This is a genomic window from Azospirillum sp. P4_B5, from assembly GCF_056402275.1.
Genome location: NZ_JBFUHT010000063.1, coordinates 1 through 17,793 on the forward strand (window position 1 = coordinate 1; position 17,793 = coordinate 17,793).

Sequence of the window (17,793 nt, forward strand, 5' to 3'; positions counted from 1 at the left end):
AGGCCGGTCATCACGCCGCCGAAGGCGACGATGACGCGGGGGCCGTAACGGTCGATGAAGTAGCCTTCGATGGGGGTCAGCCAGGTCTGGACGACGACGAAGACGGTGAAGGCGGTCTGGATCGAGGCGCGGGTCCAGCCATGGGTGGCTTGGATTTCCGGCACGAACAGCGTCCAGGCATACTGGATGTTGGCCGCGGCCACCATGCAGACGATGCCGACGACGATCTGCATCCAGCGCGCGCCGTCGGAAATGGGCGCCTGCTTGCCGCCAGGCGGTGCAGCGATGGACTGACTCATTACTCTTCCTCCCCAATGCGGTGATCGAACACTCAACTCAGCCGGGCGGGGCCGATGGTTGTTGTCGCATTGCCTTTCTTTGGGGCTTGCGTGCCCTTCATGTCTTGGCGGGAGCACCACCGCCACCGTTGGGAGAGGCTTGGTGTTCCGCATTTCGTACTTGGTATACCACACAATCAGCGGAACACAACATCCGTTTCAGGAATCACAGCACAATTAATCCCTGCTGTCGCAACTATCGTTTCAGATATGCCTTATGGAAAATTAGCTTCCGCAAAGACCAACTTCCGTACTATGACTTTGATAAACAGAAAAAAAAGGCCGCGCCAAAGCAGGCGCGGCCTCTGATTGAGTTCGCTTCACTTACGATCACAACAGTGGAGAAGCCGTTACACCAAGAACGGCTGTTCCAATCTTACAGGACTTCAGATCATCAGCAACCTCTTAGTTGAGCTAATCTGCGCGTCCTGTCCGAATTAGAAATAAACAATCCGGCCAGCCCCAATCACACCAAGGCCGTCCGACCTCCTTATTCCCTCTTCATACAGTTTACGGACCGGCGGCCCGCTTAATCCCTCCACCGTCAAAAAAAGTTTGGCCATCGAATCGTCCGCTAAACAGATTACCATTGAGGCCATGGCTACCCCCCGCTGACGCCGTTTCCATTGCGCGCTCGCAGCATGGAACTGAAGCCACGCTCAACCTGTTGTTGGATCGCTCGACCACTTTCTCAGTCGTCGACAGAAGCCACAGCCCGCCGAAAACGGGAGCCCACATGAGCCGCCACCGTCCTCCAGACCCAACCCGCTTCCCGTCCCGCGCCGCCGCGAGTCCTCCCCTGCCCGATCCCGGCGCGAAACGACGGGAAATCGCCATGTTCCTCATCCTGGCGGTGGTGATCTGGCCGATCCTTTCGGTCGCCATCGTGGGCGGCTACGGCTTCCTGGTCTGGATGTCGCAAATCATCATGGGTCCACCCGGTCCGCCCCCGGTCTGAGGGGAGCGGCACCATGGCCGATGAATCGGTCGATTTAGGGCGGCGGGGCTTTCTCCGCGGGCGGCGGCGCGCGGAGCCCGCGCCGTTGCGCCCGCCCTGGTCCCGGACGGAGCGCTTCACCGACCTGTGCACGCGCTGCGGCGCCTGCGCCGACGCCTGCCCCGAGGGGATCATCCGCCGGGGGGACGGCGGTTTTCCCGAGGTCGATTTCCGGCGGGGCGAGTGCAGTTTCTGCGCGGCCTGTGCCAATTCCTGCCCTGAACCGGTCTTCGACCGTGTCGCCGCCAGCCCTTGGACGCTGGCCGTGCGCATCGGACCGTCCTGCCTCGCCATAAACCGCGTCGTCTGCCGCAGCTGCCGCGACGCCTGCCCGGAATCGGCCATCCGCTTCGCCCTGGCGCCGGGTGGCGTGGCGGTTCCCGTGGTCGAGGACAGCGCCTGCACCGGCTGCGGCGCCTGTCTGGCCGCCTGCCCCGCCGACGCCGTCACGTTGCAACCAGGATCGGAGACAGCCCATGCGCCGTGAATCCCACGACCGTCTTGCCGAAGCGCCGACGGAGGAATGGCACATCGCCTCCATCCTCGTCCATCTGCGGCCCGAGCGCAGCCCCGACGTGCGGGCCGCCGTCGCGGCGCTGGGCGACGTGGAAGTCCATGCGGAGGAGCGGGGCCGGATGGTGGTGACTGTGGAAGGCCCTCACGAGGGCCGCATCGCCGACCGCATGACCGCCATCCACCTGATGCCCGGCGTGATGTCGGCGGTCATGGTCTTCCACCACGCCGAGCCGATGGCGGCCCGGACCGCGGAGGAGGTCGGTACGGCGCATCGCTGACGCGTCCAAATTTCACATTCGTCAAGAAAAAGGGGGGAGGAACCCATGCTTGACCGGCGGGATTTCATCAAGGCGCAGGCGGTCGCGGCCGCCGCGACGGCGGGGGGCATCAGCCTGCCCGCCATGGCCCAGCGATCCATGGTGGCGGGCGAGGACGCCCAGCTCACCTGGTCCAAGGCGCCCTGCCGCTTCTGCGGCACCGGATGCAGTGTCATGGTCGCCACCAAGGACAACCGGGTCGTCGCCACCCACGGCGACATGCAGGCGGAGGTCAACCGCGGTCTGAACTGCGTGAAGGGCTATTTCCTGTCCAAGATCATGTACGGGCAGGACCGGCTGACCCAGCCGCTGCTGCGCATGCGCGACGGGAAGTACCACAAGGACGGGGAATTTCGCCCGGTCTCCTGGGACGAGGCCTTCGACGAGATGGCCCGCCAGTGGAAGCGGGTGCTGAAGGAGAAGGGGCCGGACGCGGTCGGCATGTTCGGATCCGGCCAATGGACGATTTGGGAAGGCTACGCCGCGTCCAAGCTGATGCGTGCCGGCTTCCGTACCAACAACCTCGACCCCAACGCCCGCCACTGCATGGCGTCGGCCGCCGTGGCCTTCATCCGCACCTTCGGCATGGACGAGCCGATGGGCTGCTACGACGATTTCGAGCACGCCGACGCCTTCGTCCTCTGGGGCTCGAACATGGCGGAGATGCACCCCATCCTGTGGACGCGCATCACCGACCGGCGGCTCGCCCACAATCACGTGAAGGTGGCCGTCCTCTCGACCTTCGAGCACCGCAGCTTCGAGCTGGCCGACGTGCCGATGATCTTCGAGCCGGGGACCGATCTGGCGATCCTGAACTACATCGCCAACCACATCATCCAGACCGGCCGGGTGGACAAGGCGTTCATCGAGAAGCATTGCAGCTTCCGCCTGGGACAGAAGGACATCGGCTACGGCCTGCGCCCCGAAAGCGTGCTGGAGGTTCGCGCGGCGAACGCCAAGGACCCGACCGATTCCAAGCCCATGAGCTTCGACGAGTTCGCCGCCTTCGTCAGCGAGTACACGCTGGAGAAGGTGGCGGAGTTGAGCAAGGTGTCGAAGGAGCGGCTGCTGGCGCTCGCCGAGATGTACGCGGACCCGAAGGTCAAGGTCATGTCACTGTGGACCATGGGGTTCAACCAGCACGTCCGCGGCGTGTGGGCGAACCACATGGTCTACAACATCCACCTGCTGACCGGAAAGATCTCGGAGCCGGGGAACAGCCCCTTCTCGCTGACCGGCCAACCCTCGGCCTGCGGCACGGCGCGCGAGGTCGGCACCTTCGCCCACCGCCTGCCCGCCGACATGCAGGTGACCAACCCCACCCACCGCTCCCACGTCGAGGAGGGCTGGAAGATCCCCAAGGGCCTGCTGCCCGGCAAGATCGGCTATCACGCCGTCCTGCAGGACCGGATGCTGAAGGACGGGAAGCTCAACGCCTACTGGATCATGGTCAACAACAACCTCCAGGCGGCGCCCAACAGCGATCAGGAGACCTATCCCGGCTACCGCAACCCGGACAATTTCATCGTCGTTTCGGACGCTTACCCGACGGTGACCGCCGCCGCCGCCGACCTGATCCTGCCCGCGGCCATGTGGGTGGAGAAGGAGGGCGCCTACGGCAACGCCGAGCGGCGGACCCATTTCTGGCACCAGCTCGTCGACGCGCCGGGCGAGGCGCGCTCGGACCTCTGGCAGCTCATGGAGTTCTCCAAGCGCTTCACCACCGACGAGGTGTGGCCGAAGGAGATCCTCGACGCCAACCCCGACTTCCGCGGCAAGACCCTGTTCGACGTGCTGTTCCGCAACGGCAACGTCGACCGCTTCCCCGTGTCGGAGCTGGACCCCGCCTACGAAAACCGGGAGTCGAAGGAGTTCGGCTTCTACGTGCAGAAGGGCCTGTTCGAGGAGTACGCCGCCTTCGGGCGCGGCCATGGCCACGATCTGGCGCCCTTCGACACCTATCACGAGGTGCGCGGGCTGCGCTGGCCGGTGGTCGAGGGCAAGGAGACGAAGTGGCGCTACCGGGAGGGACTCGACCCCTACGTCCCGAAGGGCGAGGGGGTGCGCTTCTACGGGAACCCGGACGGCAAGGCCAACCTGTTCGCCTTCCCCTACGAACCCCCGGCGGAATCGCCCGACAAGGACTTCGACCTGTGGCTGGTCACGGGCCGCGTGCTGGAGCACTGGCATTCCGGCTCCATGACCATGCGGGTGCCCGAGCTTTACAAGGCCATGCCCATGGCGCTGGTCTACATGCACCCCGACGACGCGCAAGCGCGCGGCCTGCGCCGCGGCTCGGAGGTCAAGGTGATGTCGCGGCGCGGCGAGATGCGCACGCGGGTCGAGACGCGCGGGCGCAATCGGCCGCCGCGCGGCGTGGTCTTCGTGCCCTGGTTCGACTCGGCCCGCCTCATCAACAAATGCACGCTCGACGCCACCGACCCGATCAGCAAGCAGACGGACTTCAAGAAGTGCGCCGTCAAGATCGTGGCCGTCTGAGGGAGGACCACAACCATGCGCCGCCATCTCATGCTCGCGCTGGCCGCGGCCCTGCCCTGCCTCGTGCCGGCACTGCTCGCCGCCCAGGGAACCGGACAGGTCCGGGAGCCCTTCCGCCCGCCGATCCAGTTCACCGACGAGGACCCGGCCCCGCCGATCCCCGCCGACGTCACCGACGACCGGCGGGTCGCCCGCAACTATCCGGAGCAGCCGCCGGTCATCCCGCACAACATCCGCGATTATCAGATCAGCCTGAACAACAACCAGTGCCTGACCTGCCACAGCCGTCAGTTCACCGGGGCCACCCAGGCGCCGATGATCAGCATCACCCATTACGTGGACCGCGAGGGGCAGACCCTGGGGGCGGTGGCGCCGCGCCGCTATTTCTGCACACAGTGCCACGTTCCCCAGACCGTGGCGCAGCCCATCGTCCCGAACACCTTCAAGGACATGGACAGCCTCATCAGCCGCCCGTCGGACGGGGGTGACCGGCGATGAAGCTGCCCGATTTCCTGCTGCGGCCCTGGCGGATCATCGCGGGGCCGAGCCGCTATCTCAGCCTCGGATTCCTGACGCTGGGCGGCTTCCTGGCCGGCGTGATGTTCTGGGGCGGCTTCAACACCGCCCTGGAGGTCACCAACACCGAGAAGTTCTGCACGAGTTGCCACGAGATGCGGGACAACGTGTTCGAGGAGCTGAAGACCACCATCCACTTCACCAACCGCTCCGGCGTACGGGCGACCTGCCCGGACTGCCACGTCCCCCACAACTGGACCGACAAGATCGCCCGCAAGATGCAGGCCTCGAAGGAGGTCTGGGGCAAGATCTTCGGCACCATCAGCACGCGCGACAAGTTCGTGGAGAAGCGGCGCGAGCTGGCCGAGCATGAATGGGCGCGGCTGAAGGCCAACAATTCCCTGGAATGCCGCAACTGCCACAGCGCGGAGTCGATGGACATCACCAAACAGGGGGCGCGCGCGGCGCGCATCCACCAGCAATATCTGTTCAGCGGGCAACGCACCTGCATCGACTGCCACAAGGGCATCGCCCACCGCCTGCCCAACATGGACGGCGTCCCGCCGGGCTGGAGCGAGGCGTCCAGCGATACGGGCGGCGAAACAGACGACCCGCTCGGCCGCTGGCTGGCCGACGCCACGCCGGGACCGGCGAACCCGCATTGAGCGGGCGGTGAAATCCCCTCTCCCGGGGAGGGAGAGGGGTTACCGGCTCCGTTACTCGGCCTTGCCGTTGACGGCGTCCTTGAGGGCCTTGCCGGCGGAGAACTTCGGCGCCTTGGAGGCGGCGATCTTGATCTCCGCACCGGTCTGCGGGTTGCGGCCCGTGCGCTCGCCGCGCTCGGCGATCTCGAACTGGCCGAAGCCAGGCGCCTCTGACCTACCCTGACGGGCGGCGGCGCGCAAGATGCTCCCGCCCGGAATCGACCGGGCGCGACGCTGTGACCCGCAAAAAGTCGGCTTTTCCCGCCAATCCGGCGGATTCGACTAGGCCGAACAGGCGAGCCCTGCCCCACCCGACGTCAGTTGAGCAGGTCAGTTGACCAGGGCCGCCTTGACCAGCACGGCGGCGCTTTCCGTGGTATCGCGCTTGTCCAGCTTCTTGGCGACCTCCTCGATCTCGGCCACCGGCATGACCCGGCGGGCCTGCTTGGCCGCGGTGACGAGACGGCGCTGCGCGAGACGGACCTGATCGCCCAGCTCGGTCAGCGTCTGGTAAGCCTTGCGGCGGGCCTGGGTGTCGATGCTGCCGCTCGTCTCGGTCGCGCGTTCGGTCGCAGCAGCCAGATCCTTGCACGACTGGAGGTACGTGGAGATGGCGTCCGTCAAAAGACGGCGGGCCTCGGTCCGCGGATCGGAGGGGCTGCTGCTCGACGTGGAAAGAGACACTTCACACTGCTCCTTGCTGCTGCGTATGACACACGACTGTAACGAGCCGTGAAAAATGGGCGGAGTGGCGGCCATTGTCCAGCGGCCATGCGCATCCTTTGACCGACTGGACAGGGGAAAGCGGGTTCAAGGCACCTGCTTCTTCTCCAGCTTGCGGGCCAGGGTGCGCCGGTGCATGCCCAGGCGGCGGGCGGTTTCGGAGATGTTGAAGCCGGTTTCCGCCAGGGTTTCGTGGATGCGCTCCCACTCCAGCGTCTTCAGCGAGGTCGCCCGCGCGCCCAGCGCGATGGAGGGATCGCCCTCCATCCGCTCGAAGGCCGCCTCGATGTCGTCGGTGTTGGAGGGCTTGGCGAGGTAATGGCAGGCGCCCAGCTTGATCGCCTCGACCGCCGTGGCGATGCTGGCGAAGCCGGTCAGGACGACGATCCGCGTTTCCGGGTCGCTGGCGTGCAGTTCCCGAACGCATTCCAGGCCGGAGCCGTTGCCCAGCTTCAGGTCCACCACCGCGTAGGCGAAGGGCACCGTCTCCAGCAGGGCCCGCAGCCCGTCCAGGCTGTCGCACCAGTAGACCTGATAGCCCCGGCGTTCGAAGGACCGGCGCAGGACCTTGGCGAAGGCGGCGTCGTCCTCCACCAGGACGAGGGAACGGTCAGTCTCCATGGCTCTCTCCCGCGGACAGGGCGGCGAGCGGCAGGGTCATGGTGACGGAGGCGCCGCCACCGGGTCGGTTGCGCGCGGCGACCGAGCCGCCCAGCTTGCGCACCACGTTGACCACCAGGAAGAGGCCCAGCCCGCCGCCGGGCCGCCCCTTGCTCGACCGGTAGGGTTTGCCGAACTCGGCCAGCATCCGCTCCTCGAAGCCGGGGCCGGCGTCGTTGACGGTCAGGACGAGGCTGTCCCCCTGCCGCCCGGCGGCGATCCCGACCCAGCCGGGGGACACCTCCAGCGCGTTGTCCAGGACGTTGAAGATCACCTGCTTCAGCGCGAGGTCGGAGATGATCCCCTCCCGCGAGCGGACGCTGTTGTCGTAGTCGACACAGGCCGGGGAGCGGCTGTCCTTCCACTCCTCCACCAGATCGTCGAGGAAGGCGGTCACGGTGGTGCGCAGCGTGCCCTCCCCCCGCGCCTCGCCGGAGGACAGCAGGATGCCCGACACGATGGCCTTGCAGCGGTCGATCTGGTTCTGCATTTCGGCGATGTCCTCGGCCATGTCGGGATCGCCCTTGACCACCGGCATCCGCCGCCAGTCGTTCACGATCACCGACAGGGTGGCGAGCGGCGTCCCCAGCTCGTGTGCGGCGCCGGAGGCGAGCAGGCCGAGGCGCACGATGTGGTCCTCCTCCATGGAGCGCTGGCGCAGGTCGGCCAGATGGGCGTCGCGGGCGCGCAGGTTGCGGGTGATCTGGGTGATGAAAGGGACGATCAGGCTGGCCGTCAGAACGAAGCACAGGAACATGCCCTGGATGTGCAGCCCCAGCAGAAGCCCCTCCAACCCCGGCGGCAGGGCCAGCGGGCGGTAGGCGCCGATCAGGAAGGTGAAGCAGGCTGTGGCGACCAGCACCAGCGCCCAGGCCGACCACGCTTCCAGCAGCACCGCCCCCAGTGTGATCTGCAGCAGGTAGAGCGAGATGAAGGGGTTGGACGCGCCACCGCTGAGGTAGAGCTGCACCGTGAGCGCCGACACGTCGATCAGCAGCTCCAGGAAAAGCTGGGTGTTCGACACCGAGGTCTGGCGGCGCAGGTGCAGGATGCTGGCGATGTTCAGCGCGACCAGGAACAGGATCACCGCGCCCATTTGGTCGAGCGGCAGAGTGATGCCCATCTGGTGGTGCACGATCAGGATCGTCACCACCTGCCCGGCGACGGCGAGCCAGCGCAACTGCACCAGCAGGAACAGGTTCTTCTTGTCGGTGGTGTCGCGCACGGAAAACGTCTGGCCCTTCGCCGGCTTCCTTCGGTCCCCACCTATATGGGCACGACGCCCCGGCTTGGCAGCCTTGCCATGGAATCCGGGTGGCCTTGGCAGCATAAAAAAAGCCGGGCGGAAGAGTCCACGAGGAACTGCTTCCCTCCCGGCGAAAGACCATGAAGAAAAAGCGACTACTTCTTCAACCCCGACGCCGCCGTTCACTGCGCGCGACATAGAACGACGCGGCGATCAGCATGAAGGCCAAGGCGAACCACGTCGCCGCATACACGAGGTGGTTGTTCCGGAACTTCAGGACGGTCAGCCCGCCGACCGGATACCCGCCCGGCGGGCTGGCCTCGGCGTCGATGAAGTAAGGGGCCGCCTCCGTCACGCCGCGGGCCGCCGCGATGGCCGCCACGTCGCGCGAGTACCAGCGGTCCTGCGCGGGATCGTTGGAGCGCAGGAAACCGCCCCCCGGTTCCGTCACCCGCAGCAGGCCGGTGACCGTGGTGTCCGTATCGACCAGCCCCTCGGCGCGGCTGTCCGTGCTGCGCCGCTCGGGCGGCACGAAGCCCCGGTTGACCAGGACGGTGAAGCCGCGGTCGGTGCGCAACGGGGTGAGCACCCAGAAGCCGCCGCCCCGCTCGGTCACCGCCTGGACCAGGGTTTCCTTGTCGTTGAGGAAACGCCCGGTGACGCCGACCCGGCGGTATTCCTGGCTGGCCGCCGTGACGGCGGGCCAGTCCTCCGGGCCGGGGGCTGGAACGGGCGCGGCCTGCGCCCGCTCCTCCACCCGCTGGATCAGGTCCAGCTTCCAGAACAGCCGCTCGACCTGCCAGACGCCGAGCGACGTGAAGACGGCGACGCCCGCCAGCGCCAGGATGCCGAGAAGGATCAGCCCCCGGCGCGGACGGTGGGTCGCCGTGCCGGTCACGGCAACTGGCTCGGGTCGTGGATCGGCATCATGTTGGTGTTCAGGTGGTACATCACCCACAGCGAACCGGCCAGCATGATGACCACGACGATGAGGGTGAAGATCAGCGACAGCATGGTCCAGCCGCCTTCCGCACGTCCGTTCATGTGCAGGAAGAAGATCATGTGGACGACGACCTGGACGGCGGCCAGGGCCATGATCGCGATCGCGGTCATGTTCTTGTCCAGGATCGTCCCGTCCATGACCAGCCAGAAGGGAATGACCGTCAGGATCACCGACAGGACGAAGCCGATCACGTAGCTGCCGAGCGTCCCGTGGGCGCCCTCATGCTCCCCGTGACCATGGTGTTCTTCGGCGTGAGAACTCATCGCAGCATTCCCATCAGATAGACGAAGGTGAAGACGCCGATCCAGATGACGTCCAGGAAGTGCCAGAACAGGCTGAGGCACATCAGGCGGCGGCGGTTGGCCGGGATCAGGCCGCGCTTGTTGACCTGGACCATCAGCGTCACCAGCCAGACGAGGCCGAAGGTGACGTGCAGGCCGTGGGTGCCGACCAGCGTGAAGAAGGACGACAGGAAGGCGCTGCGCTGCGGGGTCGCCCCGATGTGGATCAGGTGGGCGAACTCGTACAGCTCGATCGCCAGGAAGGCGGCGCCGAACAGGCCCGTCACCGCCAGCCACAGCTGGGTCTGCGACACCCGCCCCTTCTCCATCGCCAGCATGGCGAAGCCATAGGTGATGGAGGAGAACAGCAGCATGGCGGTGTTCAGCGCCACCAGCGGCAGGTCGAACAGGTCCTTGGGCGACGGCCCGGCGGCGTAGTTGCCGCCGAGCACGCCGTAGGTCGCGAACAGCACCGCGAAGATGAGGCAGTCGCTCATCAGGTAGATCCAGAAGCCCAGCATGGTGCTGGAGCCTTCGGGATGCGCGTGCTCGTCCACCACGTGGAAGGCCGGAGCCTGGCTGCGGGGCCGCTCGGCTGTCAGGGTCGTGCTCATGCTTTACACCTGCCCGGAGAGGAGACGGGTCCGCTCGTTCTCGGTCCGCACCACCACGTCCGCGGGGATGTGGAAGTCGCGGTGATAGTTGAAGGTGTGGTGGATGGCGGTCGCCAGCAGGGCGACGAAGCTCACCGCCGCCAGCCACCAGATGTACCAGATCAGGGCGAAGCCGAGGACCACGCTGATCCCGGCCAGGATCACGCCCGTGCCGCTGTTGCTGGGCATGTGGATCGCCTTGTAGCCGCCCAGCGGACGCTTGTAGCCGCGCTTCTTCATGTCCCACCACGCGTCGTTGTCGTGGATCATCGGGGTGAAGGCGAAGTTGTAGTCCGGCGGCGGCGAGGAGGTCGCCCATTCCAGCGTGCGGCCGTCCCACGGGTCGCCCGTGCGGTCGACCAGCTCACGGCGCTTCCAGACGCTGACGGCGATCTGGAGGAGGAAGGAACCGATGCCCGCCGCGATCAGGACGGCGCCCACGGCGGCGATCTGGAACCAGATCTGGAGCGACGGGTCCTCGAACACGCGCAGGCGGCGGGTGACGCCCATCAGGCCCAGGACGTAGAGCGGCATGAAGGCGACCCAGAAGCCGATCACCCAGCACCAGAAGGAGACCTTGCCCCAGAACGGCTCCAGCCGGAAGCCGAAGGCCTTGGGCCACCAGTAGTAGATGCCGGCGAACAGGCCGAACAGCACGCCGCCGATGATGACGTTGTGGAAGTGGGCGATCAGGAACAGGCTGTTGTGCAGGACGAAGTCCGCCGGCGGAACGGCCAGCAGAACGCCCGTCATGCCGCCGACCACGAAGGTCAGCATGAAGGCGATGGTCCACATCATCGGCAGCTCGAACCGGATGCGGCCGCGGTACATGGTGAACAGCCAGTTGAAGATCTTCGCACCCGTCGGGATCGAGATGATCATCGTCGTGATGCCGAAGAACGAGTTCACGCTGGCGCCCGACCCCATGGTGAAGAAGTGGTGCAGCCACACCAGGTACGACAGGATCGTGATGACCACCGTCGCGTAGACCATGGAGGTGTAGCCGAACAGCTTCTTGCCCGAGAAGGTCGAGGTGACTTCGGAGAAGATGCCGAACACTGGCAGGATCAGGATGTAGACTTCCGGGTGGCCCCAGATCCAGATCAGGTTCACGTACATCATCGGGCTGCCGCCGAGATCGTTCGTGAAGAAGTTCGTGCCGACGTAGCGGTCCAGCGACAGCAGGACCAGCGTGGCGGTCAGGATCGGGAAGGAGGCGACGATCAGCACGTTGGTGCAGAGCGACGTCCAGGTGAAGACCGGCATCTTCATCATGGTCATGCCGGGGGCGCGCATCTTGACGATCGTGCAGATCAGGTTGATGCCGGACAATGTTGTTCCGACACCGGCGATCTGCAACGCCCAGATGTAATAGTCGACACCCGTTTCAGGGCTGTAGGCGATGTTGGACAGCGGCGGATAGGCCAGCCAGCCGGTGCGCGCGAACTCGCCGACGAACAGCGAGACCATGATCAGCACCGCGCCGCCCACCGTCATCCAGAAGCTGAAGTTGTTCAGGAACGGGAAGGACACGTCGCGGGCGCCGATCTGCAGCGGCACCACGTAGTTCATCAGACCCGTGACGAAGGGCATCGCCACGAAGAAGATCATGATGACGCCGTGGGCGGTGAAGATCTGGTCGTAATGGTGCGCGTTGAGGTAGCCCTCGCTGCCGCCGAAGGCCATGGCCTGCTGGAGGCGCATCATGATCGCGTCGGCAAAGCCGCGCAGCAGCATGACCAGGCCCAGCACCATGTACATGATGCCGATGCGCTTGTGGTCGACGGTGGTGAACCACTCCTTCCAGAGATAGCCCCACAACCGGAAATAGCTCAGCGCCGCGACGAGCGCGATGCCGCCCAGCACGACCGCGACGAAGGTCGCGACCACGATGGGCTCGTGATAGGGGAAGGACTCCAGGGTCAGACGCCCGAAGAGCGGGTGGGTGGCGACGGTCGATGTGTCGATCATGGCGGTGGGCCGCTCAGGGATTGGCCGTCAGCCGCGGCCCGAACGCAGGGGCGGGCGCGGAGATCGGCGTGATGGAGGAGCGCGGCAGACCCGCGCCAGAAATGGGGCCGGAAATCGGGGACTCGTCGGCGGGAGCGTTCAGCACGCCCAGGGACGACTCGACGGCGCGACCGGTCAGCTCCTCGGTCGAGCAGATGCCCGCCACATAGACCGGCGCCGGGCCGAGGACCGCGGTGCCGCGGCGGGACAGCTTGTCGTGCATCAGCGGCATCACGTTGTCGATGCCGGCGAGGCCGAGGCCGCCCTTGGCGTCGATGGCCATCATGTCGTGCATGCACATCTTGCCCGGCTCGACGCACATCCCGACGATGGCCTTGAACAGGCCCGAGTCGACGGCGCCGTAGCGGCGCACCGGCTCGTTCTCGCTGGGGCGCTCAAGCTGGAGGTAGCCGTCGCGGTCGAGCTTGCCGCCGCCCGCCTTGATGTCCGCCACCCACTTGTCGAAGCCGTCGGCGGCCAGACCGTGGAAGGTGAAGCGCATGTGTGAGAAGCCGGCGCCGCTGTAGTTGGCGGAGAAGCCCTTGTAGCTGCCCGGCTCGTTGATGACGGCGTGCAGCTTCGTCTCCATGCCGGCCATGGCGTAGATCTGCCCGGCCAGCGCCGGGATGTAGAAGGAGTTCATCACCGTCGAGGAGGTGATGTTGAAGCGGATCGGGCGGTCCACCGGAGCGGCCACCTCGTTCACCGTGGCGATGCCGTACTCCGGGTAGATGAACAGCCACTTCCAGTCGAGCGCCACGACGTTGACGTCGAGCATCTTGGTGTCGGCCGGGACCGGGCGCCCGGCGGCGATGCGGTCGAGCGGGCGGTAGGGGTCGAGCAGGTGGGTCGCCATCCAGGTGAGGGCGCCCAGGCAGATGATGATGAGCAGCGGGGCCGCCCAGATCACCAGCTCGAGCTGCGTCGAATGGTCCCAATCCGGGTCGTACTGGGCCGTGGTATTCGACTGGCGGTAGCGCCACGCGAACAGCACTGTCAGCACCATCACCGGAATGATGATGAGAAGCATCAGGAGGGTGGAAATGGTGATGAGGTTGGCCTGTTGGCTCGCCACGTCGCCGGACGGGCTCATCACCACAAGGTTGCAGCCACTCAGTACCGCCATCAGCGGCAGGAGGGCCAAGGCGCGGAAACGGGTCAAGGCAGGACCTGTCAGCAGGGGTTCGCTTTGGATTTGGGCGAAGAGCTAACCCCCACGGGCCGGGTCGGACATTGGACAATTTGTCCAATGCGCCGCGATTCCGCGCAGCCATTGACGCACATCAATGCAATGCGCCCATGGGCGTGGCAGAATGCCGTTGCGGTGCCTATTTAATTCCCTCCGACGCAATTGCCAGACGGTGGGGGGACCATGGGATCATCGACCACGGCGACCGAACGGGACGCAAGGCTGGTCAATGCCCGCGACCACAGGGTGAATCCCGGTGAAATCGCGATTGGCGTCATCATCGGACGGACGTCCGAATTCTTCGATTTTTTCGTTTACGCCATCGCTTCGGTGATCGTTTTCCCGAAGCTGGTCTTTCCCTATCTTGACCCGCTGACCGGAACGTTGTGGTCCTTCGCGATTTTCGCGCTGGCCTTCGTCGCCCGCCCGGTGGGCAGCGTGCTGTTCATGGCGATCGACCGCGCCCACGGGCGCGGCGCCAAGCTGACCCTGTCCTTGTTCCTGCTGGGAACCTCGACGGTCGCCATCGCCTTCCTGCCGAGTTACGAGCAGATCGGCGCGGCGGCGATCTGGCTGCTGGCGGCGGCCCGCATCGGCCAGGGCTTGGCGCTGGGCGGCGCCTGGGACGGCCTCGCCTCGCTGCTGGCGCTGAACGCGCCGGAGAACCGGCGCGGCTGGTACGCCATGATTCCGCAGCTCGGCGCCCCCATCGGGCTGATCGTGGCGAGCGCCCTCTTCGCTTATTTCGCCGGCAACCTGTCAGCGGAGGATTTCTTCAGCTGGGGCTGGCGTTACCCGTTCTTCGTGGCCTTCGCCATCAACGTGGTGGCGCTGTTCGCGCGGCTGCGCATCGTGGTGACGCCGGAATACACCCACCTGTTCGAAAGCCGCGAGCTTCAGCCGGTCCCGGTGACCGAGATGCTGCGCAACGAGGGCATGCGCGTCGTGCTGGGCGCCTTCGCCCCGCTGGCCAGCTTCGCGCTGTTCCACATGGTCACCGTGTTCCCGCTGTCCTGGATCTTCCTCTACACGCAGGACACACCGGCGGACTTCCTGCTGATCGAGGTGGTCGGGGCGTTCTTCGGCCTGGGGGCCATCATCGCCTCCGGCTGGATCGCCGACCGCATCGGCCGCCGCACCCTGGTGGGAAGCTGCGCCGCCGCCATCGCCGTGTTCAGCGGCGTGGCGCCCCTGCTGCTGAACGGCGGGCCGCTGGGCGAGTTGGTCTTCATGATCGTCGGCTTCGTGATCCTGGGCCTGTCCTTCGGCCAGTCGTCGGGCGTGGTCGCCTCGGGCTTCACCCAGCGCTACCGCTACACCGGCGCGGCCATCACCTCGGACCTTGCCTGGCTGTTCGGGGCGGGCTTCGCGCCGCTGGTGGCGCTGGTGCTGTCGGCCAACTACGGCCTGTTCTCGGCCGGCGCCTACCTGCTGTCGGGCGCGGTCGGCACGTTGCTGGCCCTGTGGCTCAACAAGACGCTGGCGAAGTGACTTGAGTTGAGCGGGGCTGGAGAAAGGCGCCTTGGGCGTTTCTCCAGCCCCCCGTCACACAGGCTTCTATCTGAACCACAGAGACACGGAGACACAGAAGGCCGCGGCGAAGGCTTTGGGCCTCTGTGTCTCTGTGGTGAAGAGCCCCCACACAGTGCCCGTTCCACATTGCACTCAGAATTTCTTACTCAAAAGTGCCGCACCGCCCGGCGGCGGTACGCCGGAATTCCACACAGCGACTACCCCCGACTTTAATCGTCGTTAAGAGATCGGCGCGCATCCTGCCCTCACACACAGATCGGCAGGTCATCATGTCCCAGTACAATCCCGCTGTCGGCACCACCGAGACCGTTTCCTTCCCGCTCCCCCTCACCGCTCCGGCCCCGGCCAAGAAGCTGCGCGGCCTGCCGCTGGTTGCCCTGTGGGGTGGGCTGATCGCCGCTCCCTGGGTCGTCCTCTACCAGGCCGCCAAGCTGGTGTTCTGAAACCGGCGGTCTTAGGCCGACAGTTCGGCCATGATCTCCGGCACCTGGGCCAGCAGTTCGCGAGCCAGGAAGCCCAGCGGCCCCCGGCGGGCCAAGCGGTTGCCGGCCTCGCCATGCAGATGGACTCCCCAGATCGCGGCCTGGGCCGGGTCGGCGCCCCGCGCGGCCAGCCCGGCGATGACACCAGCCAGCGTGTCGCCGGACCCCGACGTGGCAAGCCCGACATTGCCGCCGTCATAGGCCCACATCCGCCCGTCCGGCGTGGCGATGTGGGTGCAGGCGCCCTTCAGCACGACGATCACCTTGTGACGGTCGGCGACGCGGCGGGCGGCGGCGGGCGGGTCGGCTTCCACCTCCTCCCGGCTGACTCCGGACAGGCCGGCCATTTCGCCGGCGTGCGGCGTGATGATCGTCCGCCCGTCGCGGCGGCACAGCGCCGCGTTGGCATTGTCCAGGCCCATCAGCGCCTCCGCGTCAATCACCAAGACGGGACCGCCCTCCCCGTCCAACCCGGCGATCAGCGCGCCGGTCAGGTCGGCGACCGCCCGCTTGTCCATCATACCGGGACCGATCAGCACCGCGGTGCAGCGGGCCGCCCGCTCGCACAGCGTGTCCACGCAATCGGGGGCGATGCCGCCCTCCGCCGTCTCGTGCAGGCCGAGCACCAGCGCTTCCGGCACGGCGAGCCCGAGATGCGGGGCCACACTGCGACAGGTCGCCATCTGGAGTTTGCCCGCCCCGGCGCGCAGCGCCGCCGTTCCGGCCAGAAGCAAGGCGCCCGGCACCTCCACGCTGCCGCCGACAACCAGCACACGGCCCCGCCCGTCCTTGTCGGCGCCGTCGCCGGGATGGGGAAGCGGCATGGATCGCAGCAGGTCGCGCGTGACGGAGATTGAATCGTTTTTATGAAAGTCGGTCATCGGACGGCCGCGTTGGCGTCGGGTTCGGCGGTCAGCGGCGCCCCGGCCGCCTCCAGCGGGGCGACGAAGTTGTAACGGCGAAGCTGCATCCGCCCGCTGTGCCCCTGGGCGGGATCGAAGGCGTATTCGGTGACCCCGCAGTTCGCCACGTCGCCCTCACGGTCGATGGCGAGGATCTGCTCCTCCGTCATGCCTTCCAGCAGATAGCGCAGGCACAACACGACGACCTGATGGCTGACCACCAGCACGCGCTGCCCGCCATGATGCAGGCTGATGGTGTCGAGCGCGCTGCGCAGCCGCAGGATGACGTCGCACCAGCTCTCCCCGGCGGGCGGGCGGAAGTAGAACTTGCCGAGGAGGCGGCGGAACTCCGCCTGATCGGGGTGTTCCTGCGCGATGCCGACGGCGGTCAGCCGGTCGAGGATGCCGAACTCCTTCTCGCGCAGCCGCTCGTCCACCACGAATTCCGTGGGTTCGACCGGCAGGCCGCCCCCGGCGTGGATGATCTCCGCCGTGCGCCGGGCGCGCCGATAGGGGGAGGTCAGCACCACGTCGGGCCGTTCGCCCGGTGGCAGGGAAGCGAACCAGCGCGCCAGCGCCTCGGACTGCTCCTCACCCTGGCGGCTGAGCGGCACGTCGACGTCGCGCTCCGCGATGTCGATCCGCCCCAGCCCCGCGGCGTAAGCGGCATCGCGCGCGACGTTCCCGGCGCTCTCCCCGTGACGGACGACCCAGAGCCTCTGCGGCCAACGCTGCTGCATGGTGAACGACCCTTTCCCGCCTCAACCATGGCTTTCAACGGGAAAAAGGCCGTTCCGTCACGCAGCGGCGCATCTTTGCGCGATCAGGCCGTCCGGCGCTCGAAGATGCGTTCGGCGGTGGACTTGCCGGGGCGCCATGGCACGATGCTGATGGGGGCCGTCGGGTCGAGGCTGCCGTTCGCCCGCAGACAGTCGATGGCGGCCAGCGGCTCGTCCCCATGGGGCAGGCCGGGCTGCTCGAGCAGATACCGGCGGTGGTTGTCGGTCACCGCCCAGCCCGGCGGACGGCCAAGCGGGCTGGTGGCGACGACGCCGATGGGCTCGGAAACGAGCCACGCCTCGTCCGTGACGCTCCAGCCGACGAGGCGGCGCTCGCCGGGACCCGTCCCGGCACCGCCCCTACCAGCACCGATGTCGAGCCAGGCCCACTGGCGCAGGCGGGTGGTGCGGTCACCATCGACGCATACGAACATGATCCCATCCT

General features: G+C 66.7%; 21 protein-coding genes. 8 read left to right on the forward strand and 13 right to left on the reverse strand.

Translation table 11 applies throughout. The features are described from left to right. Positions 1-299, reverse strand: a 299-nt coding sequence (locus tag AC1DVI_RS29380; protein WP_476960972.1) for an MFS transporter, incomplete at its 3' end; no start/stop codon positions are given. A gap of 775 nt (positions 300-1,074) precedes the next feature. On the opposite strand from AC1DVI_RS29380, the gene napE reads away from it, so the two are divergent. The 6 genes from napE to AC1DVI_RS29410 are packed head-to-tail and all read left to right on the forward strand — an operon-like array spanning position 1,075 to position 5,848. Continuing rightward, a complete protein-coding gene (gene napE / locus AC1DVI_RS29385; protein WP_476960973.1) occupies positions 1,075-1,296 on the forward strand; it encodes a periplasmic nitrate reductase, NapE protein in 222 nt (73 codons plus the stop codon). A gap of 13 nt (positions 1,297-1,309) precedes the next feature. Next, entirely contained in the window at positions 1,310-1,822 is a 513-nt protein-coding gene (gene napF, locus AC1DVI_RS29390) for a ferredoxin-type protein NapF (RefSeq protein ID WP_476960974.1), read from the forward strand. Then, positions 1,812-2,129, forward strand: coding sequence for a chaperone NapD (locus tag AC1DVI_RS29395; RefSeq protein WP_476960975.1), 318 nt, complete (start codon positions 1,812-1,814; stop codon positions 2,127-2,129). Before napF ends, AC1DVI_RS29395 begins: the two co-directional genes overlap by 11 nt. Before the next feature lie 45 nt (positions 2,130-2,174). Beyond that, a complete protein-coding gene (napA, locus tag AC1DVI_RS29400) occupies positions 2,175-4,667 on the forward strand; it encodes a periplasmic nitrate reductase subunit alpha (RefSeq protein WP_476960976.1) in 2,493 nt (830 codons plus the stop codon). A gap of 15 nt (positions 4,668-4,682) precedes the next feature. Next, complete coding sequence (locus tag AC1DVI_RS29405; RefSeq protein WP_014241888.1) at positions 4,683-5,165, forward strand: nitrate reductase cytochrome c-type subunit; 483 nt, start codon at positions 4,683-4,685, stop codon at positions 5,163-5,165. Next, on the forward strand, positions 5,162-5,848 hold the full coding sequence (locus tag AC1DVI_RS29410; RefSeq protein ID WP_476960977.1) for a NapC/NirT family cytochrome c: 687 nt from the start codon (positions 5,162-5,164) through the stop codon (positions 5,846-5,848). Before AC1DVI_RS29405 ends, AC1DVI_RS29410 begins: the two co-directional genes overlap by 4 nt. A gap of 51 nt (positions 5,849-5,899) precedes the next feature. On the opposite strand, the gene AC1DVI_RS29415 is transcribed toward AC1DVI_RS29410, so the two are convergent. From AC1DVI_RS29415 to cyoA, 9 genes are all read right to left on the reverse strand, one after another. Beyond that, a complete protein-coding gene (locus AC1DVI_RS29415; RefSeq protein ID WP_476960978.1) occupies positions 5,900-6,088 on the reverse strand; it encodes an HU family DNA-binding protein in 189 nt (62 codons plus the stop codon). Between the two features lie 129 nt (positions 6,089-6,217). Continuing rightward, complete coding sequence (locus AC1DVI_RS29420) at positions 6,218-6,571, reverse strand: hypothetical protein (protein ID WP_014241891.1); 354 nt, start codon at positions 6,569-6,571, stop codon at positions 6,218-6,220. A 126-nt stretch (positions 6,572-6,697) separates the two neighbouring features. Further along, complete coding sequence (locus AC1DVI_RS29425; protein ID WP_476960979.1) at positions 6,698-7,231, reverse strand: response regulator transcription factor; 534 nt, start codon at positions 7,229-7,231, stop codon at positions 6,698-6,700. Continuing rightward, positions 7,221-8,495, reverse strand: coding sequence for an ATP-binding protein (locus AC1DVI_RS29430; RefSeq protein WP_476960980.1), 1,275 nt, complete (start codon positions 8,493-8,495; stop codon positions 7,221-7,223). Before AC1DVI_RS29430 ends, AC1DVI_RS29425 begins: the two co-directional genes overlap by 11 nt. 184 nt (positions 8,496-8,679) lie before the next feature. After that, complete coding sequence (locus AC1DVI_RS29435) at positions 8,680-9,414, reverse strand: SURF1 family protein (RefSeq protein ID WP_476960981.1); 735 nt, start codon at positions 9,412-9,414, stop codon at positions 8,680-8,682. Next, the gene (gene cyoD, locus AC1DVI_RS29440) at positions 9,411-9,782 is read right to left on the reverse strand and encodes a cytochrome o ubiquinol oxidase subunit IV (protein ID WP_476960982.1); all 372 of its coding nucleotides are present in this window, start codon (positions 9,780-9,782) and stop codon (positions 9,411-9,413) included. Before cyoD ends, AC1DVI_RS29435 begins: the two co-directional genes overlap by 4 nt. Beyond that, entirely contained in the window at positions 9,779-10,414 is a 636-nt protein-coding gene (gene cyoC, locus AC1DVI_RS29445; RefSeq protein ID WP_145624642.1) for a cytochrome o ubiquinol oxidase subunit III, read from the reverse strand. Before cyoC ends, cyoD begins: the two co-directional genes overlap by 4 nt. 3 nt (positions 10,415-10,417) lie before the next feature. Continuing rightward, positions 10,418-12,424 carry a cytochrome o ubiquinol oxidase subunit I gene (gene cyoB, locus AC1DVI_RS29450; protein ID WP_476960983.1) on the reverse strand — a complete coding sequence of 669 codons (2,007 nt, stop codon included), beginning with the start codon at positions 12,422-12,424 and terminating at the stop codon, positions 10,418-10,420. A gap of 13 nt (positions 12,425-12,437) precedes the next feature. Continuing rightward, entirely contained in the window at positions 12,438-13,625 is a 1,188-nt protein-coding gene (cyoA, locus tag AC1DVI_RS29455; RefSeq protein WP_476960984.1) for a ubiquinol oxidase subunit II, read from the reverse strand. Between the two features lie 210 nt (positions 13,626-13,835). On the opposite strand from cyoA, the gene AC1DVI_RS29460 reads away from it, so the two are divergent. Further along, positions 13,836-15,143, forward strand: a complete 1,308-nt coding sequence (locus tag AC1DVI_RS29460) for an MFS transporter (protein WP_476960985.1) — start codon at positions 13,836-13,838, stop codon at positions 15,141-15,143. Positions 15,144-15,454: 311 nt separating this feature from the next. Next, positions 15,455-15,628, forward strand: a complete 174-nt coding sequence (locus AC1DVI_RS29465; protein WP_167555932.1) for a hypothetical protein — start codon at positions 15,455-15,457, stop codon at positions 15,626-15,628. A gap of 11 nt (positions 15,629-15,639) precedes the next feature. Here the strand turns inward: AC1DVI_RS29465 and AC1DVI_RS29470 are convergent, their stop codons facing one another. The 3 genes from AC1DVI_RS29470 to AC1DVI_RS29480 all read right to left on the reverse strand — a co-directional run bounded on the left by AC1DVI_RS29470 (position 15,640) and on the right by AC1DVI_RS29480 (position 17,782). Further along, complete coding sequence (locus AC1DVI_RS29470; RefSeq protein WP_476960986.1) at positions 15,640-16,548, reverse strand: NAD(P)H-hydrate dehydratase; 909 nt, start codon at positions 16,546-16,548, stop codon at positions 15,640-15,642. After that, positions 16,545-17,309 (reverse strand): histidine phosphatase family protein, encoded by a 765-nt coding sequence (locus AC1DVI_RS29475; protein WP_149163993.1) that lies wholly within the window; start codon positions 17,307-17,309, stop codon positions 16,545-16,547. Before AC1DVI_RS29475 ends, AC1DVI_RS29470 begins: the two co-directional genes overlap by 4 nt. An 83-nt stretch (positions 17,310-17,392) precedes the next feature. Continuing rightward, positions 17,393-17,782, reverse strand: a complete 390-nt coding sequence (locus AC1DVI_RS29480; RefSeq protein ID WP_149163992.1) for a hypothetical protein — start codon at positions 17,780-17,782, stop codon at positions 17,393-17,395. Positions 17,783-17,793: the final 11 nt, after the last annotated feature.